The organism is Pseudomonas ceruminis (genome assembly GCF_021602025.1).
Taxonomy (GTDB): Bacteria; Pseudomonadota; Gammaproteobacteria; order Pseudomonadales; family Pseudomonadaceae; genus Aquipseudomonas; species Aquipseudomonas ceruminis.
In genome coordinates this window covers 1-26,546 of record NZ_BQHW01000033.1, presented here as the reverse complement: position 1 = coordinate 26,546, position 26,546 = coordinate 1, and the positions used below count along the sequence as shown (strand labels likewise).

The 26,546-nt window shown below is 62.3% G+C and carries 20 protein-coding genes and 1 pseudogene; 11 read left to right on the top strand and 10 right to left on the bottom strand.

Going from position 1 to position 26,546, the window contains the following annotated elements:
• Positions 1–4 precede the first annotated feature (4 nt).
• The 5 genes from L6D80_RS26420 to L6D80_RS26400 all read right to left on the bottom strand — a co-directional run bounded on the left by L6D80_RS26420 (position 5) and on the right by L6D80_RS26400 (position 9,112).
• Positions 5–772: a 3-hydroxyacyl-CoA dehydrogenase gene (locus L6D80_RS26420; protein WP_054899872.1), complete on the bottom strand. Its 768-nt coding sequence runs from the start codon at positions 770–772 to the stop codon at positions 5–7.
• A gap of 13 nt (positions 773–785) precedes the next feature.
• Complete coding sequence (locus L6D80_RS26415; RefSeq protein WP_176515349.1) at positions 786–2,432, bottom strand: AMP-binding protein; 1,647 nt, start codon at positions 2,430–2,432, stop codon at positions 786–788.
• 121 nt (positions 2,433–2,553) lie between these two features.
• On the bottom strand, positions 2,554–7,068 hold the full coding sequence (locus tag L6D80_RS26410) for an NEL-type E3 ubiquitin ligase domain-containing protein (RefSeq protein ID WP_176515351.1): 4,515 nt from the start codon (positions 7,066–7,068) through the stop codon (positions 2,554–2,556).
• Between the two features lie 93 nt (positions 7,069–7,161).
• The gene (locus L6D80_RS26405; RefSeq protein ID WP_054899875.1) at positions 7,162–8,184 is read right to left on the bottom strand and encodes an AraC family transcriptional regulator; all 1,023 of its coding nucleotides are present in this window, start codon (positions 8,182–8,184) and stop codon (positions 7,162–7,164) included.
• Between the two features lie 67 nt (positions 8,185–8,251).
• The gene (locus L6D80_RS26400; RefSeq protein ID WP_054899876.1) at positions 8,252–9,112 is read right to left on the bottom strand and encodes a LysR substrate-binding domain-containing protein; all 861 of its coding nucleotides are present in this window, start codon (positions 9,110–9,112) and stop codon (positions 8,252–8,254) included.
• A gap of 134 nt (positions 9,113–9,246) precedes the next feature.
• Between L6D80_RS26400 and L6D80_RS26395 the strand changes: the two genes are divergently transcribed.
• Together L6D80_RS26395 and phnX are read left to right on the top strand one after the other, a co-directional pair.
• Positions 9,247–10,353 (top strand): 2-aminoethylphosphonate--pyruvate transaminase, encoded by a 1,107-nt coding sequence (locus L6D80_RS26395; protein WP_054899877.1) that lies wholly within the window; start codon positions 9,247–9,249, stop codon positions 10,351–10,353.
• Positions 10,354–10,387: 34 nt separating this feature from the next.
• Positions 10,388–11,215, top strand: coding sequence for a phosphonoacetaldehyde hydrolase (gene phnX, locus L6D80_RS26390; RefSeq protein ID WP_054899878.1), 828 nt, complete (start codon positions 10,388–10,390; stop codon positions 11,213–11,215).
• Between the two features lie 47 nt (positions 11,216–11,262).
• On the opposite strand, the gene L6D80_RS26385 is transcribed toward phnX, so the two are convergent.
• A complete protein-coding gene (locus L6D80_RS26385; protein ID WP_054899879.1) occupies positions 11,263–11,823 on the bottom strand; it encodes an NADPH-dependent FMN reductase in 561 nt (186 codons plus the stop codon).
• A gap of 157 nt (positions 11,824–11,980) precedes the next feature.
• On the opposite strand from L6D80_RS26385, the gene L6D80_RS26380 reads away from it, so the two are divergent.
• On the top strand, positions 11,981–12,199 hold the full coding sequence (locus L6D80_RS26380) for a hypothetical protein (RefSeq protein ID WP_054899880.1): 219 nt from the start codon (positions 11,981–11,983) through the stop codon (positions 12,197–12,199).
• Here the strand turns inward: L6D80_RS26380 and L6D80_RS26375 are convergent.
• From L6D80_RS26375 to L6D80_RS26360, 4 genes are all read right to left on the bottom strand, one after another.
• A complete protein-coding gene (locus tag L6D80_RS26375) occupies positions 12,183–14,432 on the bottom strand; it encodes an Orn/Lys/Arg family decarboxylase (protein WP_176515353.1) in 2,250 nt (749 codons plus the stop codon). The two genes, L6D80_RS26380 and L6D80_RS26375, sit on opposite strands and share 17 nt — an antisense overlap.
• A 73-nt stretch (positions 14,433–14,505) precedes the next feature.
• Positions 14,506–15,264, bottom strand: coding sequence for a DNA polymerase III subunit epsilon (dnaQ, locus tag L6D80_RS26370; RefSeq protein WP_176515355.1), 759 nt, complete (start codon positions 15,262–15,264; stop codon positions 14,506–14,508).
• 71 nt (positions 15,265–15,335) lie between these two features.
• Complete coding sequence (gene rnhA, locus L6D80_RS26365; RefSeq protein ID WP_054899883.1) at positions 15,336–15,782, bottom strand: ribonuclease HI; 447 nt, start codon at positions 15,780–15,782, stop codon at positions 15,336–15,338.
• Between the two features lie 12 nt (positions 15,783–15,794).
• On the bottom strand, positions 15,795–16,568 hold the full coding sequence (locus tag L6D80_RS26360) for a class I SAM-dependent methyltransferase (protein WP_176515357.1): 774 nt from the start codon (positions 16,566–16,568) through the stop codon (positions 15,795–15,797).
• A gap of 85 nt (positions 16,569–16,653) precedes the next feature.
• Here L6D80_RS26360 and gloB point away from each other — a divergent pair, with 85 nt between their 5' ends.
• From gloB to L6D80_RS30180, 8 genes and pseudogenes are all read left to right on the top strand, one after another.
• Positions 16,654–17,433 carry a hydroxyacylglutathione hydrolase gene (gene gloB / locus L6D80_RS26355; protein ID WP_054899885.1) on the top strand — a complete coding sequence of 260 codons (780 nt, stop codon included), beginning with the start codon at positions 16,654–16,656 and terminating at the stop codon, positions 17,431–17,433.
• Positions 17,434–17,533: 100 nt separating this feature from the next.
• Positions 17,534–18,964, top strand: coding sequence for a lytic transglycosylase domain-containing protein (locus tag L6D80_RS26350; protein WP_054899886.1), 1,431 nt, complete (start codon positions 17,534–17,536; stop codon positions 18,962–18,964).
• A 120-nt stretch (positions 18,965–19,084) separates the two neighbouring features.
• The gene (locus L6D80_RS26345; RefSeq protein ID WP_218187067.1) at positions 19,085–20,914 is read left to right on the top strand and encodes an extracellular solute-binding protein; all 1,830 of its coding nucleotides are present in this window, start codon (positions 19,085–19,087) and stop codon (positions 20,912–20,914) included.
• Positions 20,911–22,746, top strand: a complete 1,836-nt coding sequence (locus tag L6D80_RS26340) for an extracellular solute-binding protein (RefSeq protein ID WP_176515359.1) — start codon at positions 20,911–20,913, stop codon at positions 22,744–22,746. The genes L6D80_RS26345 and L6D80_RS26340 overlap by 4 nt, the downstream gene beginning before the upstream one ends.
• A 1-nt stretch (position 22,747) precedes the next feature.
• On the top strand, positions 22,748–23,821 hold the full coding sequence (locus L6D80_RS26335; protein WP_054899889.1) for a microcin C ABC transporter permease YejB: 1,074 nt from the start codon (positions 22,748–22,750) through the stop codon (positions 23,819–23,821).
• A 1-nt stretch (position 23,822) separates the two neighbouring features.
• Positions 23,823–24,842 (top strand): ABC transporter permease, encoded by a 1,020-nt coding sequence (locus L6D80_RS26330; RefSeq protein ID WP_054899890.1) that lies wholly within the window; start codon positions 23,823–23,825, stop codon positions 24,840–24,842.
• Between the two features lies 1 nt (position 24,843).
• Positions 24,844–26,454 carry an ABC transporter ATP-binding protein gene (locus tag L6D80_RS26325; protein WP_054899891.1) on the top strand — a complete coding sequence of 537 codons (1,611 nt, stop codon included), beginning with the start codon at positions 24,844–24,846 and terminating at the stop codon, positions 26,452–26,454.
• A gap of 23 nt (positions 26,455–26,477) precedes the next feature.
• Positions 26,478–26,546, top strand: a pseudogene (locus tag L6D80_RS30180) (DUF6708 domain-containing protein); the annotation flags it as partial.

Below are 26,546 nucleotides of genomic sequence, written 5' to 3'. Positions count from 1 at the left end.
CTCCTTACTTGGCAGCCATGCGCAGTGCGCCGTCGAGGCGGATCACCTCGCCGTTGAGCATGCTGTTCTCGATGATGTGGCGGGCCAGTGCCGCGTACTCGTCAGGACGGCCCAGACGCGGTGGGAACGGTACCCCCGCTGCCAGTGAATCGCGCACCTCCTGGGTCATGCCCGCCATCATCGGCGTCTCGAAAATACCCGGGGCGATGGTCATGACACGGATCCCGAAGCGAGCCAACTCGCGCGCGACGGGCAGTGTCAGGCTGGCAATGGCGCCCTTGGAGGCTGCATAGGCGGCCTGGCCAATCTGCCCGTCATAGGCGGCAATGGAAGCAGTGTTGATGATCACACCGCGCTCGCCCCCCTCGTCCGCCTGCCCCTCGGCCATTGCCACCGCCGCCAGGCGGAGCAGGTTGAAGCTGCCGATCAGGTTGACGTTGATGACCTTGGCGAAGCTGGCCAGGCCATGGGGGCCCTGTTTGCCCAGTACCTTCTCGGCGCCGACGATACCGGCGCAGTTGACCAGGCCGTGAAGGCTGCCAAACGCACTGACTGCAGCGTCAATCGCAGACTGTGCGGCGTGCTCGTCGCTGATGTCGGCGATGGCGAACCGGGCGTTGTCACCCAGCGCCCGAGCCTTGGCCTCGACGGCAGGGGCATTGAGGTCGACCAGCATTACCTTGGCGCCAGCGTCTATCAGCATTTGTGCAGTGGCCGCGCCGAGCCCGGAGGCTGCGCCGCTAACGATGAAGTGCTTGTTGATGATCTGCATGGTGTCTTTCCTTTCAGGCGCTGGCGCGGGTGGCCTGTTGCGCTTGTTGTAGGGCAATTTCCTGGTTGCGCAGGATGAAACGTTGCAGCTTGCCGCTCGGGGTCTTGGGCAATTCGCTGACGAATTCGATTTCACGGGGATAAGCATGGGCGTACAGGCGTTGGCGCACATGCTGACGCAGGGTTTCTTCCAGGTCGGCGCCACCGTGGTATCCGCCGGCCAATACCACAAAGGCCTTGATCAGCTCAGTACGCTCGGGGTCGGGCTTACCGATCACCGCCGCTTCGACCACCGCAGGGTGCTCGATCAATGCGCTTTCCACGTCGAAGGGGCCAACCCGATAACCGGAGGTGGTGATCACATCATCGCTGCGCCCGACAAAACTGATACTGCCATCGGCATTGAGCTCCACGGTGTCGCCACTGAGGTAGTACTTGCCCACGAAAGACTTGGTGGGCACGCCGTGATAACCACCGAACCAGCACAACGGTGACTGTTCCCGGTCTACCGCCAGGATCCCAGGCTGCCCCGCTGGCAACTCCTCACCCTGTTCATCCAGCACGACGATGCGGTGGCCAGGAATGGCAAACCCGGCCGAGCCCAAATGGACCGGGTGGGCAAGGCCGTGGTGGTTGCACAGCACCATGCCCAGCTCGGTCTGGCCATAATGGTCGTGAATGGTCACTCCCAGCTGCTCGGCGAACCAGCGGATCACCTCTGGGTTGAGCGGCTCACCGGCGCTGCTGACTACCCGCAGCTGGCCCTTGATCGGCGTGGAGAACGCGTTGCCTGCGGCAATCAGTAACCGGTAAGCCGTGGGCGAGCCTGCCAGGTTGGTGATGGCCAGCTTGTTGATGACCTGGGCACAGCTCTGGACGCTGAAGGGGCCATCGTAGAAGGTAGTGGCGCACCCGAGCGACAATGGGCCGGTGACAGCGTAGTAAAGGCCGTAGGCCCAGCCCGGGTCGGCCAGGTTCCAGAAGTTGTCCTCTGGACGCAGGTCAATGGCATCGCGCATGTAACCTTGGAAGGCGACGATGGCGCGCAACGGCACTTCCAGAGGTTTGGCCGGGCCGGTAGTGCCAGAGGTGAACATCAGCAGAAACGGGTCGTTGCCGCTAAGCATGACCGGTTCGCATGCCTCGGCAGCCGCCGCCAGGCACTGATGAAAATCCAGCTCACCCGCGCGCGCCTGCACGCCGATGATGGTTGGGCAATCGGTTACCTCGTCCAGCTTGGCGCGGTTGAGGCTATCGGTGACCACTACCCGTGCATGTGACTGCTCGAGGCGGTGCTCGATGGCCTTGGGGCCAAAGGCAGTGAACAGCGGCTGATACACTGCGCCCAGCCGCCAGGTGGCAAGGATGGTCACCAGCAATTCGGGGGTACGTGGAAGCAACCCTGCGACCCGATCGCCAGCGCCTACCCCTTGGGCTTTAAGGACATTGGCAAAGCGTGCAGACGAGGCGCGCAGTTCATCGAACGTGAAATGCTGGCTATTGCCGTCACGGTCTTCGTACCGCAACGCGAGCTTGTCGCTGCCACAATGGCGGTCGCAGCATTCGACACAGGCATTGAGCTCAGCAAGAGTGCCCTGCAGCGCTGCGGCAGCTGCCTGGGCATGGTCGAACGCACCTGCGGCCTGGGCGTAATCGCGCATCGTCAGACTCCTGGTTTCTTATTGTTGGAGTACAGCCTTGTTCTGAACGATGTTGTCCCCCTGCACGCTGCTCGGCAATGGCCAAACCGCTCAATCGAGATGAGCGGTTTGGCCGTACGTGTCAGCCCCGGCGTGCGGCATCGGACCTCAGCTCGTACCGGGTAAGCGCAACCCGATGCTGATTCACTGCCCTGTGGTGCTCGACCTCGTACTCATCCAATACCTGAGCGCGCATTTGCGGGGTAGCGTCAGGGTTTTCGGCATGGAACCTTGCGATACGTTCACGATAGGCATGCTCCATCGCCTGAAAAACGCTGGCGTAGCGGTTGCCCAGGTAACGCTGCCAGAAACTGCGCTGGCTCAGGTCCTCGGCAAAGTCTTCAATACCGCCTACCTGCTCGATGCGTTGCCTGACATCACCTATCAACGCATCATCCACCCCCAGCGCTTCAATACCTCGCAGGGTGCGGGGCTGGCCTGGCAGGCTCAGCGCCTCGCGCAGCCGTACGCGGTACAACAGGTCGATATCCCGAACGTCAACTTCAGCGACCTCTGCCTCGTCCCCAGCAGCCCGACGCGCAACCTCTCGCTCCTCATTCAGTTGCACAGCCGTCTGACGCGCAAGCAATGCCACATAATCGAGGCGGTACAAAGCAAACCCCAACCGGATATGCGCAGACACCTGATCAAGCTGGGTGGCATTGCGCTCAGCCTGCGCCTGCAGCAGGCGCAGTTGCATGCGGCTGAATACATCCACGACCCGGTTCTGGGCCTGGGGCTGTTCAGCGGCCCACTCGAACATTTCGCTGCATAGCGATGGATAGATCTGCATGTCGTGGAGCAATGCCCACACCTGCTCGGCCAGGTGATCACGCGCGTTCTCATAGTCAGCGACATGCTCAAGCTGCCCCAGCAGCTGGATAAAAGCGTCGCTGTCGTTTTGCGCCGCCACGGCATCCCACGTCAGGCCGCGCTCAAAGCGTACCTCTGCGGCACAAGCACCCAGCCACACCTGACGTATGTGCTGCGGCTCGACCGCCAGTTCTGCTACCTCGGGAATACCCTCAAGCGCGTGAAGCGCCATGACCTGCACAGCGCTCAACCGGTTATGATCCACCAGGAACGCCTGACGGAATGATCGTGGCATCTGCAAGGTCTCGGGTGCGATTTGGCTGAGCACGTTGTCACGCAGGTCAGCCACCTGCAGACGCGGGCATAATTCGATGTACTGCGGCCATGTGTTCAGCCGGCAATGGCGCAGGCTCAGATGCTCCAGTTGCTGGAGCCGATGGAATCTCAAGAACACCGCGCCAATGGGGTTGTAGCTCAAATCCAGGCGAGACAGCCGAGGAAGCGCGCTAAGCACTTCGATGGTCAACGGATTCAAGCGGATGAGATTGCGCGCCAGGCGCACCGTACGCAGCTCCTGCATATAGGCGAGCCCGATCGGGATACTCAACAGGCGGTTGCCGTTGAGGTTCAGGGTACGCACGTTGACGAAGCAGTGCAAAAAGTCAGTGGGCACATGGGTGATCGCGGTGTCGTTTATGACCAACGTTCTCACATACCTGAACGTCACGTGCCCAGGCAGCTCAGGCAAGCTGGCCAGCTGCGCGAAACCCAGTGTCATTCGCAGGCCAGCAGGCTGGCCGTCGGCCGCCGGAATAAACTCGCCCTGCCCACGCCAGGCGCGCAGCAGGCTATCTGCCAGACGCTGGCGATTGACACGCCGCGCATCACCCAGCTCTGCCAATACCCAACGGTTCAACGCACGGTTCAATTGTTCGTGGTCATCCTGCAACCTTGCCAGCGCAGCAAAGGGCGTTTCATCGCCGCCCATCAACCCCTCGAGCTCTTCGTTCAGCTGATTGTCACCCAAACCAGGAAAGAGCGCGCGCAAGCCATCGAGCAGGGTCTGCCGAGAAGTGGGCAGGCCTTCCCCGCGCCCACTGAGCGCGTACCCTACCCGGCCATTGGCCATCCGCTGGCCGGGGTTGAACCAAGGCGCCTGCACGGGCCAACCGAGCAGCACTACCTTGCCCTGGTTACCGGCGGGTAGCCGCTCTGCAAGCATCCGGCGCAATTGCCCGGCCGCATCGCCCTGCTCGATACCCAAGGTGTGCAGTTGGGCAGGAGACAGGGCCGCCACCACCGCTTCGAAAACATTCAACGGTGCGGGACCTGCTACCGACAATGCGCGGCCTTGCCCATCGTACAGATGGAAGTGCCTGTCGATGCGCACCAACTGCAAGCGCCCCGCCTGCGGCTCTTCTGGGCCCAACACCGCCACCACACGTCCATCCGAGGCTGCTTCGCGCACCTCCAGCGCAAGCTCTGCGGGCCACCCCGGCAGGTTGGGCAACAGGGCAAACGCCAGTTCGTCGGTTTCGCTGCAGCTCACACCGTCCAGGTAGAAACCTTCGACAGCCCGCGTAAGCCGCGCGGCCCGCAGCAGCGACCGGGCCTTGTTCGCCAGCGCCAGCGGCACGCGTTGCTGCGCCCGGGCAATGTTCAGCGCCGTTGGGCTCAGGCCATCGAGCACTTGCGCAATATAGCTTTTGGGTAACCCGGGGAAATCACGTGCAATCACTGCTGCCACAGGACCGCTGGCGCGCGGTCCGTAAGCAAAATGCTCCAGCGCCCGCCAACGTATCGACGGCATCTGCCCGATCAGCCGCTGGCGCAAGCCCGCCGACGGCCCGGCCACTTCAGGCTGCGCGCTGCACCAGGCAAGCAGATCGCCCTCAGTGTGGGCAAGCGTTCCTTCGCTCAGGTGGCCGATGAATGCCTCAATGCGTGCGTGTGCCTCAAAGCGGCGCAAGGTGTCGGCCAGCGTGATGGGTGCAGGACGGTTTTCCACCAGAATGCCGCGCAATTCATCCTGATCGATGCCGGCAATGCTGAGTATCTGCTGCGCTTGCAGGGCATCGACAGGAGGATGCTGCGGCCACAGGCAATCAAGCATCCGGGCGCTGTCCTGCCACTCCAGAGGCCGCTCCCCCATCAAGCGCCATCCGCGTTCGCCGTTATGCAGCACCCTCGGCCCGTATGCGCCGGCCCGTGAAGGGTGGCGTAGGCGCCAACCGTCTTCAGGCGTGGGGCGATGCACTTCGTAGTAGCGGCTCTGGATGCGCAACCAGCGCCGCGGCCCTGCGCCATACAGGCCATCCGCTTGCAGGCGGGCATCGCCAGGACTTGTTTCGTAAGGCTTCAAGTCGTTGGCCCACAGCCGCTTGCGCTGAGTATCCAGCGCGATCGGCTCAAGCGCATTGATGAACGCACTGCGCACGATCGCCACCGCCGCCACGGTGGCAGTGGCCACCGCGAGGGTTTCGGCCACGCTGAGCAGATGCTCCAGCGCCTCGTGCTGATGCCCCTCCTGCCAGTCCATGGCGCCCTCATAGACTTCAGAGACCATCTGCACCACCAACTGCCCGAGCAGCAGCGCGCCTACCACAGGCAAAAAGAGCCCAGCGAGGTTGATCAGCCCCATTGCCGATGCCTCCCACAACAGCAGCCGCTGCCTGGCCGCGGCCTCATCGATCTCGGCAGTGGGTACCAATAGCAAGCGCGCATCGTCCTTCACCTGCTGCACCTGAAGCCTGGCAACGGCGAAAAAACAATCTTCGACAATGGCGCCTCGCTCTATCTGCAGGTCTGGCTGCGGATCCTTCAGGCGGTTGTCGAGGGTCCTCAGGAAGGCCGGCCGATGCATCAGGCCCACTTGCCGGGCCACGCACTGGCGAAAACCAGGCGTTTTCAATTGCGTGACAAGGGCGTCATGCAGCTCGGCCAACGAGTTGAAACGCTGCAGAGCCTGTGCTGGGTCGCTGGGCACATAAAGCAGTACGCTCTCGACAGCGCCGTTGGGGGCTCGCAGCTCGATCAGCAGTGCATCACACAACTGCTGCCCCAGTATTTGCAGCGTACTGACGCTGTGGGGCATAGGCTGCCCGATGGTATTGGGGATGAAAGTGGCCACCTCGCGCAGCGCCACTTGCTGCAAACCGCTGATCTGTCCCTTGAGCACGGCGATTTCCAGGGCGAGTAGAAAACCGGCTCGCTTATCGTGGGCGACAAGCGCCAGGTTCTGCTCGTGGTAAACCTGCTCAAGTTGTTCCTGGTATAGCGTGCCGGCGTCCAGTTGGCGGCAACGCTCTATGAGCCTCGCATCACCGGCGACCAGCACGTCGTGGCTACCCGCACGCCCAAGGCCGCTTCCCTGGAAAAAGCGGGTACCCGCCTCAAACCCCTGCATCAGCCGCATCAGCCCAGGCGCGTAGCTGTAGGAGGGTGCATAGCGAAAGGGCTGCGAACCTTCCAACGAAGGAATTTCAGGCGTGACGGTCATCCAGCGCAGGTCAGCGATATCCGTCTGTGCAGGTAGATCGTCCTGCAGCAAGTGCTGAAACTGCTGCTGGGCGAACCGTTGCAAAGGCAGCAAGTCGCTGGTTGCGCTTCGCAGCCGGGCCTGGCTGTGTTGATGGGCTTTGAACGTATCGCGCAGTTTCCTGATCTGGCCCCGGGAAGCGCGCTTGAGCCAGTCAGGCAGCTGGGCCTTGACGAATTCGTCCGTGGCGCTCGATAGCCTGTCGTCCACGGAGCGTGTTTGGGAGGTGGGGGTGGCCAGGTTCATGGCGGCTCCAGCAAGGGTTGAAGGAGCTACATGCTTCTACCTCGCAGGCATCGCAAGCAGTTGGAAAGGCTTCAGTTGTCAGGGCAGCCCAGCTCACTCACCGGTATTGCCTGCCTGAATCAAGGCGCGGTAGTGGCCAGGGTTGCAACCGAACCATTTGCGAAAAGCCTTGTAGAACGAACTGCTGTCAGCAAACCCCAAACGCTCGGCGAGCTCGCCCAACGCTGGCTCCGCCTGGGCCAACCAGGCAATTGCCAGTTCACGGCGCGCGCTGTCTTTCAGGCGCTGGTATGTCTGCCCCTCGTCCGCCAGGCGCCGACGCAGGGTAGCGCCGGACAGGCACAAGCCGCGCGCCAGGCTGTCGGCATCTGGCCAATCGACCGGGTCCAGTGCAAGCAGCTCACTACGGATGCGCCTGGCCAGGCTGGCGGGGTCGCGGTATTTGACCAGGATGTTGCCGGGGGCTTCGGCAAGAAACCGCTGCAGCTCCTGAGCAGTCCGCTTGAGCGGCAGCTCCAGGCAGTCGGCGGCGATGATCATGCGCGTACGCGGCCGGCCAAATTGCAGGTTTTCTGAGAACATGACCCGGTAATCGTCGCAGAACGGTGGCTCGTCGCAGCGCAAGTCGATGGCCAGAATCGGAATGCGCCGCCCGGCCAGCCAGCAGGCCACACCGTGGACGATCATCCAGAAGGTGAAATAGGTGAACGCGCGGCGCGGTTGCTCACGGGGCTCGTTGACCACAATCTCGGCCAGGCTCTGTTGGCGCACCAGGCTGGGCTGCAGGTCATCGAGCATCAACGAAAGGAAACCCAGCGCGATCTCCAGCCCCGCACCGAGGGTCGGCTGGGCCATGGCGGCCCGGGTCAGAAACGCCAGGCTCCCCATGGGCAACCCGCGGCGGTCCATGGCGAAGAATTCATCGTTGCAGCGCCGGGCCAGCAGCCGCCAGAGCCGAGCGTATGCATCGGCTGAAACCCGCGCCTGCGCCAGGGTGAGTTGCGCGGGGTCGATCCCTGCGCGCAATAGCACGCCGACGTCGGGTTGCCCCGCCGGGCAGGTTTGCAACAGGGCCTCGCGCACCAGTTGCATGGAAATCGTGTCTTTCTCGCTCATCGGCCATCCAGCAGGTTGCGCGGTCCCGGCCCTCGATGGCCGACACCTGAAGTATGCCAGGGGGCGCTCATGCCTGCGTCAAGCCCATGAATGCCTGAATCAGGCGCAGTTCCCGACGCCGCTCCAGGCAGCCGATCATGTGCCGGTTCACCAGCCCGACACCGGCGATGGGCCGCGCCACCACACGTGGATCGTGGGACACCTCCATCGACGAGACGATGCCGATACCCAACTCGGCGGCCACCGCTTCGGTCACAGCTTCGCGACTGTCCAGTTCCAGCAGTACCCGGGGCTGGACGTTGGCCTGCGTACAGGCCTGGTCGAAGGTTCGGCGGGTGATCGAGCTGGGTTCGCGCAGCACCATGATCTGTTTGTGCAGGTCGACCAGCGCCAACTCTCCGCTGGCAAGCGCCCAAGGGTGGCCCAGCGGCAACAAGGCACACATCCGCGAGTCGCCCAGGCTTTGCAAGTACAAGCCCTTGCGCGGCTCCACTTCGGTCAATACCGCCACATCGGCATGCTCCGAAAGCAATGCCGCCAAGGTTTCCTGAGCGTTGCCCAAGCGCAGGTTGACCGTAATGCCCGGGAAGCGCGCACGCAGTTGCGCCAACATGGGCATGACCCGGTGCGGCCCGTCGGCCGCCACCTCCAGCCGCCCGGTGAGCAATTGCCGATTGGCCTCGAGCATGGCCTGGGCTTCTTCGGCCAGGCCGAACATGGCGCGGGTAATGGCTGCCAGCCGAATTCCTTCCTCGGTCAGCTCGACCCGCCGGGCTGTACGGCGCAACAGCGTGATCTGGTAGCGCTCCTCCAGCGCCTTGACGTGCCCGGTCACCGCCGGCTGGCTGATGAACAGCCGCGCGGCGGCTCGAGTGAAACTGCCTTCACGGGCGACGGCATCGAAGGCACGTAGCTGGAATAGGTTCATTTCTATCGGCCTGACTTATACCTGGCATAACAACAAGCAATTTGATTGATGAGCAGGTCAATTGCAACCTAGCACCCGTAGTTTCAGCGCCAGATTTTTTGGCTGACCACCCGCAGCTTGTGAGGAACCACGGAATGAGCAACGCCCCGATCCTGCTTACCCCCGGCCCCCTGACCACGTCACTCCGCACCCGCCAAGCCATGCTGGTGGACTGGGGTTCGTGGGACCGCGACTTCAACCAATTGACCGCCAGCGTCTGCGAGCAATTACTGGCGATCATCGACGGTAGCGCCAGCCACCATTGCGTGCCCCTGCAAGGCAGCGGCACCTTCGCCGTCGAGGCTGCCATCGGCACCCTGGTACCGCGCGACGGCAAGGTGCTGGTACTGATCAACGGCGCGTATGGCCAACGCCTGGCCAAAATCTGCAAGGTACTGGGGCGCAACTACAGCACCTTCGAAACCGCCGAAGACCAGCCCACCACCGCCGCCGACGTTGATCGCCTGCTGGCCGGCGACCCTGCGGTGACCCACGTGGCGCTGATCCACTGCGAAACGAGCACCGGCATCCTCAACCCGTTGCCCGATATCGCCCAGGTGATCAAACGCCACGGCAAGCGCCTGATCATCGATGCCATGAGCTCGTTTGGCGCACTGCCGATCGACGCTCGCCAGATTCCCTTCGACGCATTGATCGCCGCGTCCGGCAAGTGCCTTGAAGGCGTGCCCGGCATGGGCTTCGTCTTTGCCGAAAAAACCGCCTTGGCGGGTGCCGAGGGCAATGCCCACTCACTGGCCATGGACCTGCATGACCAGCATGCCTACATGGCCAAGACCGGCCAGTGGCGGTTCACGCCGCCCACCCACGTGGTCGCAGCCCTGCACGAAGCGTTGCAGCAGTACAACGAGGAAGGCGGCCTGCCGGCACGGCATCAGCGCTATGCCGACAACTGCAAGACCCTGCTCGATGGCATGGCCGCCATCGGCCTGCGCAGTTTCCTGCCGGCCGAAATCCAGGCCCCTATCATCGTCACCTTCCACGCCCCAAATGACGCCCGCTACCAGTTCAAGGACTTCTATGAACGGGTCAAGGCCAAGGGCTTCATCCTTTACCCAGGCAAGTTGACCCAGGTCGAGACCTTCCGCGTCGGCTGCATCGGCGTAGTCGGGCCAGACGGCATGCAGGCCGCCGTCGATGCCGTGGCCCACGTGCTGCGGGAGATGGAAGTGCTGGATATCTGACCTTTTGCCCACCCCAATTTAGGAAATAGCGCACATGAACTACAGCAATCCAACCCAGCTGCAAGCCGCCATCCTTGACTGGGCCGGCACCGTGGTCGACTTCGGCTCCTTTGCCCCCACGCAGATCTTCGTCGAGGCCTTTGCCGAGTTCGACGTCCAGGTGTCCATCGAAGAAGCCCGTGGCCCAATGGGCATGGGCAAATGGGACCACATCCGCACGCTGTGCAACGTGCCGGAAATTGCCGAGCGGTACCGCAACGTATTCGGCCGCACGCCGACTGATGATGACGTCACCGCCATCTACAACCGCTTCATGCCGCTGCAGATCGAAAAGATCGCCGTGCACTCGGCACTGATTCCCGGCGCCCTGGATACCCTCACCGGGCTGCGGCAGGACGGCCTGAAGATCGGCTCGTGCTCGGGTTACCCCAAAGTAGTGATGGACAAAGTGGTAGAACTGGCCGCGCAGAACGGTTATGTCGCCGATCATGTGGTGGCCACCGACGAAACCCCCAACGGGCGCCCCTGGCCGGCACAGGCCCTCGCTAACGTAATTGCCCTGGGTATTGACGATGTGGCGGCCTGCGTCAAAGTCGACGACACGGTGCCGGGCATTCTGGAAGGCCGGCGCGCCGGCATGTGGACTGTCGCGCTGGTGTGTTCGGGTAACGCCCTGGGTCTAACCTGGGAAGGCTACCGAGCGCTGAGCGCGGAAAAGCTGGAGAGCGAGCGCAAGCGCATTCATGCGCTGTTTTCGGGGTCGCGCCCGCACTACCTGATCGACACCATCAATGAGCTGCCCGAGGTAATCGCAGACATCAACCGGCGCTTGGCCAAGGGGGAGATGCCGCAGGCGTTCTGACATACCTGTGGTGTAGCTATCGCCGGCAAGCCGGCGATAGCACCGGCTCAGAGCGCTCGGTTCAATTTCACCCAGGACGCAAACTTGTCGATGAACCCCTGCAAGAACGGCCGCGTCTTGTCATTGAGCTTGCCACTGTCTTCGAACAGGCTCGCCGCCCCGCCGATGTAAGCCTCAGGCATCTGCATGCAGGGCATGTCGAGGAACACCAGCGACTGACGCACCGCATGGTTGGCGCCAAACCCGCCAATGGCCCCCGGCGACACACTCACCACCGCCGCCGGCTTGCCGCTCCAGGCGCTTTGCCCGTAAGGCCGCGAGCCAACGTCGATGGCGTTCTTCAGGCCGCCCGGCACTGAACGGTTATATTCCGGAGTGACGAACAACACCGCGTCGCTGCGGCGGATCTCATCGCGAAACCGCTTCCAAGGCTCAGGCACGCCAGCGGCTTCGACGTCCTCGTTATAAAGCGGCAAATCGCCGATTTCGACAATCTTCAGGGCAAGACTGGACGGTGCCAGCTCTGAAAGTGCCCGGGCCACCTTGCGGTTGTAGGAATCCTTGCGCAAGCTGCCGACGACGACCGCTACCGAATACACCTGGCTCATGGCGATTTCCAACCTTTGCTGGGTTAAGAGACGTTGTAGTTATAGATGACTGTTTCTCACTGCTTAGGTTTTTTTTCCCTGTACAGAAAACTTCCAGGTATCTTCCAAGGTCTATGCCTGCAGACATTTCCTACGTAATTCAGAGGTTTTCACCTAAATGGCAGCAGTAATGGTCGGCCAATTCCACGCCCGTGACGCCGAAGGCCGTATCTACCCCGTTCACGAGTTCCAGGAGTCTACCCTGCAGGCCGACGGCAGCGCCTTGGGCGCACCGATCACCACGTACCGCCTGGCCATCGGCGACCGGGTCAACCACCTGGGTGAGGACCGCTTCGAACTGGCGCAGACAGGCGTCGAGATCATCCGGATTCCTTGATGCAGTCCACCGTGTAGGTGCCGCCCTCGTTCTGCAGCCCATGCACATCGGCAACGAAGCCAGGGAAGCCGCTGTTGAAGGCACGGGCAAACGCCAGGTAGTCGAGGATTGCGCGGGTCGCTTCGGTAAAACGCTCACCGGGCATGATCAGCGCAATACCCGGTGGATACGGCACCAGCATCACAGCCGCAACCCGGCCCAGCAGCGCCTCGATCGGTACGGCCTCGACCTCACCGCGGACCATCTGGTCATAGGCCCGTGCCGGGCTCAGCGCCGCCTCCGGCAGGCAGCTGAACAGGCGCTTCAACTGCTTGGCCGTGGCGTTGGCCCGATAACAGTCATGCAGCTGGTCGCACAAGTCGCACAAACCGATACCTTGATAACGTGACGCATCGACCGCGACGATGCTGGGCAAGCAGACGTTCAATGCCGTATTGCCGTCATAGTGCCGTTTGAACTCGAGCAATTCGGTCAACAAGGTGCTCCATTTGCCCTTGGTGATACCCATCGAAAACAGCACCAGGAAGCTGTACAGGCCGGTTTTCTCCACCACCAACCCGCGCTCCCAGAGAAACTTGCTGACAACTGCTGCCGGAATCCCCCGTTCACCCAATACGCCACCCGCGCTCAGGCCCGGCATCACCAGTGTCACCTTGAGCGGGTCGAGCAGCACATAATCCGCCGTCACCTCGCCAAAGCCGTGCCACTCCGCCCCCGGCTGCAACAGCCAGTCCTGCGCGGCAAGCCGATGGATACCCTCCGCCGCCGGCGGTTGCCAGATGCTGAACCACCAATCATCCACCGCGATGTGTTCGCGCAGGTTGGCCAACGCCCGCCGAAAGCTCAGCGCCTCATCGAACATCTCCTGCAGCAGCGACCGCCCTGCAGGGCCCTCCATCATGGTCGAGGCTACATCCAGCGAGGCGAGGATGCTGTATTGCGGCGAGGTGGAAATGTGCATCATGAAGGCTTCATTGAAGCGGTCACGGTCCAGTTGCCGCTGGGCGCCGTCTTGCACGTGGATCATCGACGCCTGGCTGAAGGCAGCGAGCAGCTTGTGCGTCGAGTGAGTACTGAACACCAGCGGGCTGTCCTCGGCACAGGCCGTGCCCATGGCAAAGCGCCCGGTGAAGAAGTCATGGAACGCCGCATAGGCGAACCAGGCTTCGTCGAAATGCAGCACCTCGACGCTGCTACCAAGGGCCTGCTTGATCAGCCCGGCGTGATAGCACAGGCCGTCGTAGGTGGAGTTGGTGACCACCGCCAGCTTGATACGCGGCTCACGCCCATTGGCCAGTGGGTTGGCCTGGACCTTGGCACGGATTGATTCGGGGCTGAACTCGCGGAGCGGAATCGGCCCGATGATGCCCAGCTCGTTGCGTTCCGGACACAGGTAAATGGGGATGGCACCGGTCATGATGATCGCGTGGACCACCGACTTGTGGCAGTTGCGATCTACCAGCACCAGGTCATCACGCCCAACCATGGCGTGCCAGACGATCTTGTTGGCGGTGGAGGTGCCATTGATGACGAAAAAGGTATGGTCAGCGCCAAAATTGCGTGCGGCACGGGCCTCGGCCTCGGCCAAGGGACCGGTGTGATCCAGCAGCGAGCCCAGTTCCGGCACTGAAACGGAAAGGTCCGAGCGAAGCGTATTTTCCCCAAAGAACTGGTGAAACGCCTGGCCAACGGGGCTTTTGCGGTAGGCAACGCCACCGCCATGGCCGGGCGTATGCCAGGAGTAATTCGATTGCGCGGTGTGCTGCACCAGCGCCTTGAAAAACGGCGGTAGCAGGCCATCCAGGTAATTGTGCGCGGCTCTTGCAACCTGACGGGCGAGGAACGGCACGGTGTCCTCGAACAGGTACAGAATGCCGCGCAGCTGATTGAGTTCGCTCATGGCCTCGGCCGGGGCATTTTCCAAGGTCACTTGCTCGCCCAGGGCGAAGATCGGCAGGTTCGGCGCACGCTGCCGCGCCAGGCGGATCAGCTCAGCCATGTTTTGTAGCAGGTGGGTGTTTTCGCCGACGCCTTCGGCGGCTATCAGCATGCACGCCAGGCCGTGGTGCGTGGCGGCCACCAGCCGCGCCTCGGCATTGTCTGCCGCCGCGAGGATGGCAAACCCGTCCTGGCGCAGCTCCTCGGCGATGCCGCGCACGCGCTCGCCGGCAACGCTGTCAGCCTTGATGGAGCGGTGGACAATGAGGATGGGGAACTTGAGGTCCTTGTACATCAGGTGGCTACCTCCGAAGGACGGGTCGTCCATTTCAGGGTAGTAGAGCTTGATGGCCGCTACTGGCTACGAATCAGCCGGCCGATGTTTCGGTCAACACCTGCCACATCGAAGGCCCACCCGCGGACTTGGCAATTGCCGCCAGACGCTCGGCGTGCGCCTCCAGTTCCTCGGCATTGGCCAGAATCACCCGCCCAGGTGCACGCCCGGTAATCCGACGGATCTCGCTGCCGCCAGTGCCCTGCCCTTCGTTGTCGCCGTCAGCCCCATGCCCAGCCAGCGAAAGGCTGGTTTGGCCACCGGTCATTGCCAGGTAGACGTCGGCCAGCAGTTCCGAGTCGAGCAACGCGCCGTGCAGGTCACGGCCAGAGTTGTCGATGTCGTAACGTTTGCACAGCGCATCGAGGCTGTTGCGCTGGCCTGGGTGGCGCGCTCGCGCCAGCAGCAGGGTATCGAGGATGGTGCAGTGCTGGGCGAGATCAGCGCGGTCGTGCTGCCCCAGCAGAGCAAATTCGTTGTTGATGAAGCCGACGTCGAACGCCGCGTTGTGGATGACCAGGGTGGCGCCCTGGATGAACTCGAAGAATTCCTCGGCCACATCACCGAAGCGCGGCTTGCCGACCAGGAAGGCGTCGGTGATGCCGTGGACGTTGATGGCGCCCTCGTCACTTTCCCGATCCGGCTGCAGGTAGACATGGAAGTGCCGCCCGGTCAGTCGCCGACCAATGACTTCGACACAACCGATCTCGATGATCCGGTGGCCTTCGCTGACCGGCATGCCGGTGGTTTCGGTATCGAGAATGACCAGCCGTTTATCTTGTTGCTGCTCCACGCGGGGCGCTCCAACTTGCATCAGTTACAAAGCCGGGGAGTATACCTCAAGCGGTAACGTGCAAGCTGCTTTCAACGCTTGGCACGCACCTCGTCGACACCACGGTTGGCCAACTGGTCGGCACGCTCGTTGCCGGGGTGGCCGATGTGGCCCCGCACCCACTTCCAGGTGACCTTGTGTCGGTTGACCTGCTCATCGAGCTGCTGCCACAGGTCGGCATTCTTCACCGGCTCTTTCGAGGCCGTCTTCCAACCGCGCTTCTTCCAGTTGACCATCCACTCATTGATGCCCTTCATCACGTATTGCGAGTCGGTGGTCAGTTCCACCTCGCATTCGCGCTTGAGTGCCATCAGCCCCTGGATCGCAGCCATCAGCTCCATGCGGTTGTTGGTGGTTTCGCGCTCGCCGCCCCACAGTTCCTTCTCGACGCCCTTGTAGATCATCAGGACGCCCCAGCCACCGGGGCCGGGATTGCCCTTGCAGGCACCATCGGTATACATCTGGACGCTATCGCTCATGTACCACTCATGTCAGTGCTTTTCAGTATCCGGGTTGGCCGCGGTGCGGTTGACCTTGGCCAGCGGCAACGGCAACAGCTTGCCCATCGGCTCGCGGCGCTCCTGGCGCAGCGGCCGCAGACCGACCACCATCTTGCGCGCCACCAGCAGGTACACGCCGCCGCCGGACGTCTGCCAGCCGCCGGCCACCCGCTCCCAGCCAGCCAGGCGCTGTTGCCAGGCCGGTGAGGCAAGCGGCGGACGATAGCACCCGAAGCGGCGTTTCTCCAGCGCGAAGCCCAGCAGGTTGAGCCAGTCGCCCACCCGCGACGGCGAGATGCAGCGGGCCTTGCGCAGCGCCCCATGGCTGAAAAAGTGACGCACGCCCCAACTGCTCCAGGGGTTGATGCCGACAATCAGCAAATGACCGCCCGGGCGCACGGCGCTGGCTGCCTCGCGCAGCAGCCCATGGGGCGACAGGCTGAAATCCAGCCCATGCTGCAGGACCACTACGTCGGCGGCATGTTCGCTCAAGGGCCAGGCCTGCTCTTCGCAGGCGATCTCCACCCCTGGCAGTGGCGCGCCAAGGCGAACGTTACGCTGTACCTGAGGGGCGCTGGGGGGTGCCTCGGCGCAAGGACCGTAGTGCACCAGATAACCACCGAAGAAGCGCCCGAGCTCCTCTTCCAGCAGTTTTTCCTCTTCCTTGAGCATCAGTTGGCCCAACGGGCCGTTGAACCACTCACGGGCCAGGCTGATCAGTTCGACCCAGTCAGGGTCGGCCTGGGCAAAGGCTTGGTCGTTCATTGCGCTCTCCCTCGAAGGTTCTCGCACCGCGCCATCGCGGCTAAGATGCCTTCATGTGCCACGCTTGGCGATACGGATCCGCACCATGATACAGATCGATGCTCTTCCCGCTTTCTCCGACAATTACATCTGGTTGTTACAGGATACTGCCAAACGCCGTTGCGCGGTGGTCGATCCCGGTGACGCCGCCCCGGTGGAGGCCTGGCTGGCCGAAAACCCCGGCTGGGTGCTCGAGGACATCCTGGTGACCCACCACCACAATGACCACGTAGGCGGTGTCGAACGCCTCAAGGCACTCACCGGCGCAAGGGTTTGCGGCCCCGCCAACGAGCGCATACCCGCCCGTGACCTTGGCCTGAATGAAGGCGACCAGGTGACAGTGCTGGGCGTTGCCTTCAACGTCATGGCGGTGCCCGGCCACACGCTGGGCCATATCGCCTTTTTCAGCGACCAGCCCACCACTCCGTTACTGTTCAGCGGTGACACGCTGTTCGCTGCCGGTTGCGGGCGCATGTTCGAGGGCACGCCAGAACAGATGCAACCCGCCCTCGCCCGCTTGGCGGCATTGCCCGAACAGACTGAGGTTTACTGCGCCCATGAATACACCCTGAGCAATCTGCGCTTTGCCAAGGCCGTGGAACCGCAGAATCCGCACGTTCAGCAACGTTTCGATGACGTTACCCGGTTGCGTGCGGAAAATCGCATCACATTGCCATCAACCATTGCCCTGGAGAGATTGACCAACCCTTTTCTGCGTACTTCTGAAACATTAGTTAAACAAAAAGCAGACGAATGGAAGGGACAATCAAACACCACGCATGTCGCTGTTTTTGCTGCTTTGAGGTCTTGGAAAGACACCTTCTGATAACCTCAAGATATATCGCAACATCAGTTGGACGGTTGACCCGGCCGGGTACGGTTTCTAGAATCGCCGAAATTTTTTGCCCGGAAACCTGTCCCCGCCGATGTCTTCCCGTAGCCGCAGAACCGCTCATTCAGTCGCCCTGACGCGCCTGGCCCAAATCAGTGCGCTGGCGCTGGCCGCCACCCTGGTGGGCTGCCAGAGCACCCGTCAGCTCGACGAATCCGACAGCGTTCGCGCGCACAGCTACCAGGCGCGGATCAAGCACAAGCCGGCGCCGCTGGCGATCAAGCCGGTCGACCAGCCTCCGCAGGATGTATGGGAGCGGATGCGCCAGGGCTTTGCCCTGCAGGACAGCATCGACGTCAACCCGCGCATCGAGCAGCAGCGCCTATGGTTCGCCAGCAACCCGTCGTTCCTGGAAAACGCCGGCGAGCGCGGCAGCCTCTACCTGCACTACATTGTCGAACGCCTCGAAGAGCGCGATATGCCACTTGAGCTGGCGCTGCTGCCAGCCATCGAGAGCGCCTACAACCCGATGGCCTACTCGCGCGCCCATGCCGCGGGCATGTGGCAGTTCATCCCGTCGACCGGGCGCCACTTCAACCTGCGCCAGACCCACTTCTACGACGGCCGCCGTGACATCACCGCGTCGACCAACGCCGCCCTGGACTACCTCGGCCGCCTCCACGACATGTTCAACGGCGACTGGCTACTGGCGCTGGCCGCTTACAATGCTGGCGAAGGCACCGTCAGCCGGGCCATCGAACGTAACGAAAAGCTAGGCTTGCCGACCGATTACTGGAACCTGCCCCTGCCGCAGGAAACCCGCGACTATGTACCCAAGCTACTGGCCCTGTCGCAGGTGGTCTCAACCCCTGAGGCCTATGGCGTGAACCTCAACCCGATCGCCAATGAACCCTACTTCGAAGCCGTCGCCATCAATGACCGCCTCGACCTGTCGCGGGTCGCCGCCTTCGCCAACATCGACGAAGACGAACTCATCCAGCTTAATCCGGCATTCAAGAAGCGCATGACCGTGGACGGCCCCAAGCAACTGCTGGTGCCGACCGCCAAGGCACAACTGCTGTCGGCCAGCCTCTCCAACCTCAAGCCTGAGCAACTGGTCAGCCTGCAGCCAAACAAGGCAGTCTTTGCTGCCGCAGTGGCCGAGGCCAAGGCACCTGCAACCGCGCGCAGCTACCGGGTCAAGCGCGGCGACAACCTGAGCAGCATCGCCAAGGCCAACCGGGTATCGGTCAAGGATATCCAGCGCTGGAACAAACTGCCGGGTAACCGCGTCAAGGCCGGGCAGGTGCTGGCACTGCGTGGCGGCAATGCACCCAGTGCAGCAGCCAACCGAGTGGCTGCGGCCGGGCAGCGCTCCACCCAGTACAAGGTACGCAAGGGTGACTCGTTGTATTTGGTTGCCAAACGTTTCAATGTTGAAATGCAGCACCTCAAGCGCTGGAATCCGCGCAGCGGGCATGCCCTGAAACCAGGGCAGACGCTGACCGTATATCTGTCGCACTGATGTGATCTGCGGGGCTGCCTTGCAGCCCCACCTCGATCCCTCTGACATCCTCTTTTTCCAACCCCGCCAAGCTGTTACTGTACCCGATCAAAGCCCAACGCCTCTGGATCGGATGCCGACTTGATACGTCCCCTCCTGCTGTCACTCAGCCTGGCCTTGAGCTTTCCCGCAGTCGCGATGGTGAGCGAAAGCCACGGTTACGCGCAGTTCGGCACGCTCAAGTACCCAGCCACGTTCACCCACTTCGACTGGGTCAACCCGCAAGCGCCCAAGGGCGGCACCTTGCGGGCCATGGCGTTTGGCACATTCGACACGCTCAACCCCTACACCTTCAAGGGCACCAGCCCGGTGACCACGCCGAACTTCCTGCAGTACGGCGTCAGCGAGCTCAACGAAACGCTGATGGTCGGTACTGGCCAGTACGACCCCTCCGGCGACGAACCAACCTCCAGCTATGGCCTGATCGCCCGGTCGGTGGAATACAGCGAAGATCGCAGCTGGGTAGTGTTCAACCTGCGCCCCGAGGCGCGCTGGCACGATGGCAAGCCAATCACCTCGGCGGATGTGGCCTTTTCCTACCGCACCCTGCTCAAGGAAGGCCACCCGATCTACCGGACCAACCTGCAGGAGGTGCAGCGGGTCGACGTGCTCGGTCCGCTGCGCATCCGCTTCGTCTTCAAGCGCGCTGGCAACCCGCTGTTGATCCTGCGCCTGGGCGAAATGCCAGTGCTGCCCAAGCACTACTGGCAAGGCCGCGACTTCCAGGCGACTACGTTCGAGCCACCGCTGAGCAGCGGCCCTTACCGCATTACCCAGGTACAGCCTGGCCGGCGCCTAGTGTTCGAACGGGTGAAACACTACTGGGGCAAGGACCTGGCCGTGAACCGCGGCAAGTACAACTTCAACCGTGTCGAGTACGAGTTCTACCGGGACGCCACCGTGGCGTTCGAAGCCTTCAAGGCTGGCGAGTTCGACATCTATATCGAGCACCAGGCGAAAAACTGGGCCAATGGCTACAACTTCCCGGCGGTGCGCCGTGGCGATGTGATCAAGGCACAGATCCCGCACCGCATTCCGACCCAGACCCAAGGCTTGTTCATCAATAGCCGGCGCGCCACGTTCAGCGACCCCAGCGTGCGCCAGGCGCTGGGCTTGATGCTCGACTTCGAGTGGACCAACCGCGCCCTGTTCAGCAGCGCCTACCGCCGCTCAACGAGCTATTACCCCAACAGCGAATTTGCCGCCTCTGGCCTGCCCACGGGCAAGGAGTGGCTGCTGCTTGCTCCGTTCCGCGACCAGTTGCCGGAAAAGCTGTTTACCCAGCCTTACCAGGTCAGCCACACCGACGGCCGCGGCATCAGCCGCCAAACCTTGCGCCAGGCCCTTGCCCTGCTTGGGCAAGCCGGCTGGAAGCTTGATGGCCAGCGGCTGGTGGACAAGAAAGGCCAGCAACTGACCATTGAGCTGCTGTTGGTCAACCCCAACCTCGAACGCATTTTGCAACCGTATGTCGAAAACCTGGCGAGCATCGGCATCGATGCGCGCTTGCGCACGGTGGACCGCGCCCAGTACAAACAACGCCTGGACCAGTTCGACTTCGACATGATCCTGATGACCCTTAACCAGACGTTGAGCCCGGGCCTCGAGCAGTGGCTGTACTTCCATTCCAGCCAGGCCGCGACCAAGGGCAGCAAGAACTATGCGGGTGTCAAGGACCCGGTGGTCGACCACCTGCTCGACACCCTGCTGGCAGCCCGCACCCGCGACGATCAGGTCGCTGCTGCCCGCGCCCTGGACCGCGTGCTTTCCTGGCACTACTACATGATCCCGAACTGGTATCTCGACAATCACCGCCTGGCCTATCGCAACCGGTTCGCCTTCGTCACCACGCCGCCCTACACCCTCGGGCTGAACACCTGGTGGATAAAGACTTCGGAGAAAGCCCAATGATGCCTACGCACCGCCTGCGCCAGCTGGCAGGCAGCCTCCTGTTCGCTTGCCTGAGCCTGTCGGCCATGGCCGCGCCACAACACGCGCTCACCCTGTATGACGAGGCGCCGAAATACCCCGCCGACTTCAAGCACTTCGACTACGTGAACCCCGATGCACCCAAGGGTGGCACCTTCCGCCAGTCCAGCTTCGGGGGCTTCGACAGCCTCAACCCCTTCATCAACAAGGGCGTTCCTGCCGATAACGTCAGCGCCATCTACGACACCTTGATGCGTCAGAGCCTGGACGAACCGTTCACCGAGTACGGCCTGGTGGCCGGCAAGATCGAGAAAGCCCCGGACAATAGCTGGGTACGCTTCTACCTGCGCCCCGAGGCGCGCTTCCATGACGGCCACCCGATGCGCGCCGACGACGTGGTGTTCACCTTCAATGCCCTGATAAAGGACGGCGCACCGCTGTACCGCCAGTACTACGCCGACGTCGCCGAAGTGGTCGCCGAAGACCCGCTGCGGGTGCTGTTCAAGTTCAAGCACAAGAACAACCGGGAACTGCCGCTGATCCTGGGCCAGTTGCCTGTGCTGCCCAAGCACTGGTACGAAGGCCGCGACTTCAACCGTGGCAACCTGGAAATCCCCTTGGGCAGCGGCCCTTACAAGATCACCCAGGTCAAGGCCGGCCGCTCGATCCGCTATGAGCGAGTCAAGGACTACTGGGCCAAGGACCTGCCGATCAACCGCGGCCAGTTCAATTTCGATGCCATGACATTCGACGCCTACCGCGACACCGCCGTCGCCTTGGAAGCATTGAAGGCCGGGGCATTCGACTATGCCCTGGAGATAAGCGCAAAAAACTGGGCCACCGCCTACAACGTACCTGCGGTACGTGATGGTCGTCTGATCAAGGAAGAACTGCCCAACGGTAACCCCACCGGTATGCAAGGCTTCATCTTCAACATCCGCCGCCCGGTGTTCCAGGACGTGCGTGTGCGCGAGGCCCTGAGCCTGCTGCTGGACTACGAGTGGACCAACAAGCAACTGTTCAACGGCGCCTATACCCGCACCAGCAGTTACTTCGAGAACTCGGAAATGGCCGCCCGAGGCCTACCCGGCGCCGAGGAGCTGAAAATCCTCGAGCCGCTGCGCGGCCAGATTCCCGAAAAAGCCTTGACCGAGGCGTTTCACAACCCCGTCAGCGACGGCAGCGGCATGATCCGCGAACAGCAGCGCAAGGCCTACAGGTTGCTGCAGGAAGCAGGCTGGAAGATCGTCGACGACAAGATGGTCGATGCCCAGGGCAAACCAGTGGCCATCGAATTTCTGCTCGCACAGTCCGAGTTCGAACGCATCCTGCTGCCATTCAAGCGCAACCTCGCCGACCTGGGTATCGACCTGACCATCCGCCGGGTCGATGTGTCACAGTTCATCACCCGCCTGCGCTCACGGGATTTCGACATGATTGTCGGCAACTTCCCGCAGTCCAACTCCCCGGGCAATGAGCAGCGCGAATTCTGGTCAAGCGTCTCTGCCGACAACCCCGGCAGCCGCAACTACATCGGCCTGCGCGACCCGGCGATCGACCAGTTGGTGGAGCAACTGATCAACGCCGACTCCCGCCAAAGCCTGATCGACCACGCCCGTGCCCTGGACCGGGTGTTGCTGTGGGGCTACTACGTGATCCCCAACTGGCACATCAAGACCTGGCGCGTGGCCTACTGGAACCACATTGGTCACCCCAAGGTGTCGCCTAAATACGATGTCGGCATCGACACTTGGTGGATCAAGCCAGACGTGACGCCTGCCGTGACTGAAGCCGCAGCGGACGAGGCCAATTGAGATGCTGGCCTATATCCTGCGCCGCCTGCTACTGATCATCCCGACCCTGTTCGGCATCCTGATCATCAACTTCATTATTGTCCAGGCAGCCCCCGGCGGCCCGGTCGAGCAGATGATTGCCAAGCTCGAAGGCTTCGAGGGCGCCACCAGCCGTATCGCCGGTGGCGGCGCCGAAGTCTCCGTAGCCGGTTCCAACTACCGCGGCGCCCAGGGCCTGGACCCGGCCCTGATCGCCGAGATCGAGCGCATGTATGGCTTCGACAAATCGGCGCCGGAACGCTTGTGGATCATGGTCAAGAACTACGCCCAGCTGGACTTCGGCGACAGCTTCTTCCGCGACGCCAAGGTTATCGACCTGATCGCCGAGAAGATGCCGGTTTCAATCTCGCTGGGGCTGTGGAGCACGCTGATCATGTACCTGGTGTCGATCCCGCTTGGCATCGCCAAGGCGGTACGCCACGGCAGCCATTTTGACGTCTGGACCAGCTCGGCGATCATCGTTGGCTACGCCATCCCCGCCTTCCTGTTCGCCATTTTGCTGATTGTGCTGTTCGCCGGCGGCAGTTACTTCGATTGGTTCCCGCTACGCGGGCTTACCTCCAACAACTTCGACGAGCTGTCCACCACCGGCAAGGTGCTCGACTACTTCTGGCACCTGGTATTGCCGATTACCGCGCTGGTGATCGGCAACTTCGCCACCATGACCCTGCTGACCAAGAACAGCTTTCTCGACGAGATCAACAAACAGTACGTGGTCACCGCCAAGGCCAAAGGGCTGAGCCGCTCGCGCGTGCTGTACGGGCACGTGTTCCGTAACGCCATGCTGCTGGTCATCGCCGGCTTCCCCTCGGCGTTCATTGGCATCTTCTTCACCGGCTCCCTGCTGATCGAGGTGATCTTCTCCCTCGATGGCTTGGGGCTGATGAGTTTCGAAGCGGCAATCAACCGCGACTACCCGGTGGTGTTCGGCACGTTGTTCATCTTCACCCTGCTGGGGCTGGTGGTGAAACTGATCGGCGACCTCACCTACACCCTGGTCGATCCGCGCATCGACTTCGCCAGCCGGGAGCACTGACATGGCCTTGTCCCCTCTCAACCGCCGACGCTTCGAGCGCTTCAAGGCCAACCGACGCGGCTGGTGGTCACTGTGGCTGTTCCTCATCCTGTTTGGCCTGAGCCTGGGCGCCGAGCTGATCGCCAACGACAAACCGATCGCCGTGCGCTACGAAGGCCAATGGTATTTCCCAGCCTTCAAGCGCTACCCGGAAACCACCTTTGGCGGTGAATTCCCCCTCGAAGCCAACTACAAGAGCCCGTACATCCGCGAGCTACTGGCCAGCAAGGACAGCTTTGTACTGTGGGCACCGATCCCCTTCAGCTACCAGAGCATCAACTATGACCTGCGCGTCCCCGCCCCAGCCCCCCCCTCGGCGGATAACCTGCTAGGCACCGACGACCAGGGCCGGGACGTGTTGGCTCGGGTGATCTACGGTTTCCGTGTGTCGGTGCTGTTTGCCCTGACGCTGACCATCCTCAGTTCCATCGTCGGCGTCATCGCCGGCGCGCTGCAGGGCTTCTACGGCGGCTGGGTCGACCTTGCCGGCCAGCGTTTCCTGGAGGTCTGGTCCGGCCTGCCGGTGCTGTACCTGCTGATCATTCTTGCCAGCTTCGTGCAACCCAACTTCTGGTGGCTGCTGGGCATCATGCTGCTGTTCTCGTGGATGAGCCTGGTGGACGTGGTGCGCGCCGAGTTCCTGCGTGGGCGCAACCTCGAATACGTGCGCGCTGCCCGCGCCCTGGGGATGCGCAACGGTGCGATCATGTACCGGCACATTCTGCCCAACGCGATGATTTCGACCATGACCTTCATGCCCTTCATCCTCACCGGTGCCATCGGTACCCTCACCGCGCTGGACTTCCTCGGCTTCGGCCTGCCCGCCGGTTCGCCATCGCTGGGCGAGCTGGTCGCCCAAGGGAAGTCCAACCTGCAGGCGCCTTGGCTGGGTATCAGTGCCTTTGCCGTCTTGGCGATCATGCTAAGCCTGCTGGTGTTCATCGGTGAATCCGCCCGCGATGCCTTCGACCCGAGGAAGTGACATGACAGAACAGAACGTGATCGAAGTGCGTGACCTGGCGGTGGAGTTCGTTACCGGTAACCAGGTCAACCGCGTGGTCGATGGCATCAGCTTCGATATCCGCAAAGGTGAGACCCTGGCGCTGGTCGGCGAAAGTGGCTCGGGCAAGTCGGTCACTGCCCACTCGATTCTGCGCCTGCTGCCCTACCCACTCGCGCGTCACCCCAGCGGCAGCATCCGCTATGAAGGCAAGGACCTGCTGCAGCACGGCGAAAAAGCCATGCAGCGGATACGCGGCAACCGTATTGCGATGATTTTCCAGGAGCCGATGACGTCGCTGAACCCGCTGCACTGCATTGAGAAACAGATCAACGAGATCTTGTTGCTCCACAAGGGGCTGACGGGCAAGGCGGCCACGGCACGCACGCTGGAGCTGCTGGAGCTGGTAGGCATTCCCGAGCCGCGCAAGCGCTTGAAGGCCCTGCCCCATGAGCTGTCGGGTGGGCAGCGGCAGCGGGTGATGATTGCCATGGCGCTGGCCAACGAGCCAGAGCTGCTGATTGCCGATGAGCCGACCACGGCGCTCGATGTGACCGTGCAGTTGAAGATCCTCGACCTGCTCAAGGAGCTGCAGGCACGGTTGGGGATGGCGCTGTTGCTGATCAGCCATGACCTGAACCTGGTGCGGCGCATTGCGCACCGTGTGTGTGTCATGCAGCGCGGCAAGATCGTCGAGCAGGCGCAGTGCGCCACCCTGTTCAGCGCACCCCAGCATCATTACACGCAGATGTTGATCAATGCCGAGCCCAGCGGTGAGCCTGCCCATAACCCGGTTGGCGCGCCGTTGCTTGAAGTAGATGACCTCAAGGTCTGGTTCCCGATCAAGAAAGGCTTCTTGCGCCGCACGGTTGACCATGTAAAGGCGGTGGACGGGATCAATTTCAGCCTGCCGCAAGGGCAGACGCTGGGGATCGTCGGTGAGTCCGGGTCGGGGAAGTCCACACTTGGGCTGGCGATCCTGCGTTTGATTTCAAGTCAGGGCGGTATCCGCTTTCATGGGCAGGCCCTGGAGGGGTTGAACCAGAAAGAAGTGCGCCCACTGCGACGGCAAATGCAGGTGGTGTTCCAGGACCCGTTTGGCAGCCTCAGCCCACGGATGTGCGTGGCGGATATCGTTGGCGAGGGCCTGCGTATTCACAAGATAGGTACACCGGCGGAGCAGGAAGCCGCCATTGTTGCGGCGCTGGAGGAAGTCGGGTTGGACCCTGCCACTCGGCACCGCTATCCGCACGAGTTCTCCGGTGGGCAGCGGCAACGTATTGCCATTGCCCGGGCGCTGGTGTTGAAGCCTGCCTTGATTTTGCTGGATGAACCAACTTCGGCGCTGGACCGCACGGTGCAGCGGCAGGTCGTGGAGTTGCTGCGCAATCTGCAGCAGAAATACAACCTGACCTACTTGTTCATCAGCCATGACCTGGCGGTGGTCAAAGCGTTGAGCCATCAGTTGATGGTGATCAAGCATGGGCATGTTGTGGAACAAGGTGACGCCCGCGAGATCTTCCATGCGCCACAGCATGCTTATACGCAGCAGTTGCTGGAGGCGGCGTTCCTGGGTCACGACAACGGCCGGTGATTGATCGTTTCCACCTCAGCACAATGGACGCCGACGAACATACCTGGGCCTACATTTGCACCTACATGCAAGAAGGCCCGTCTGCCCTACCC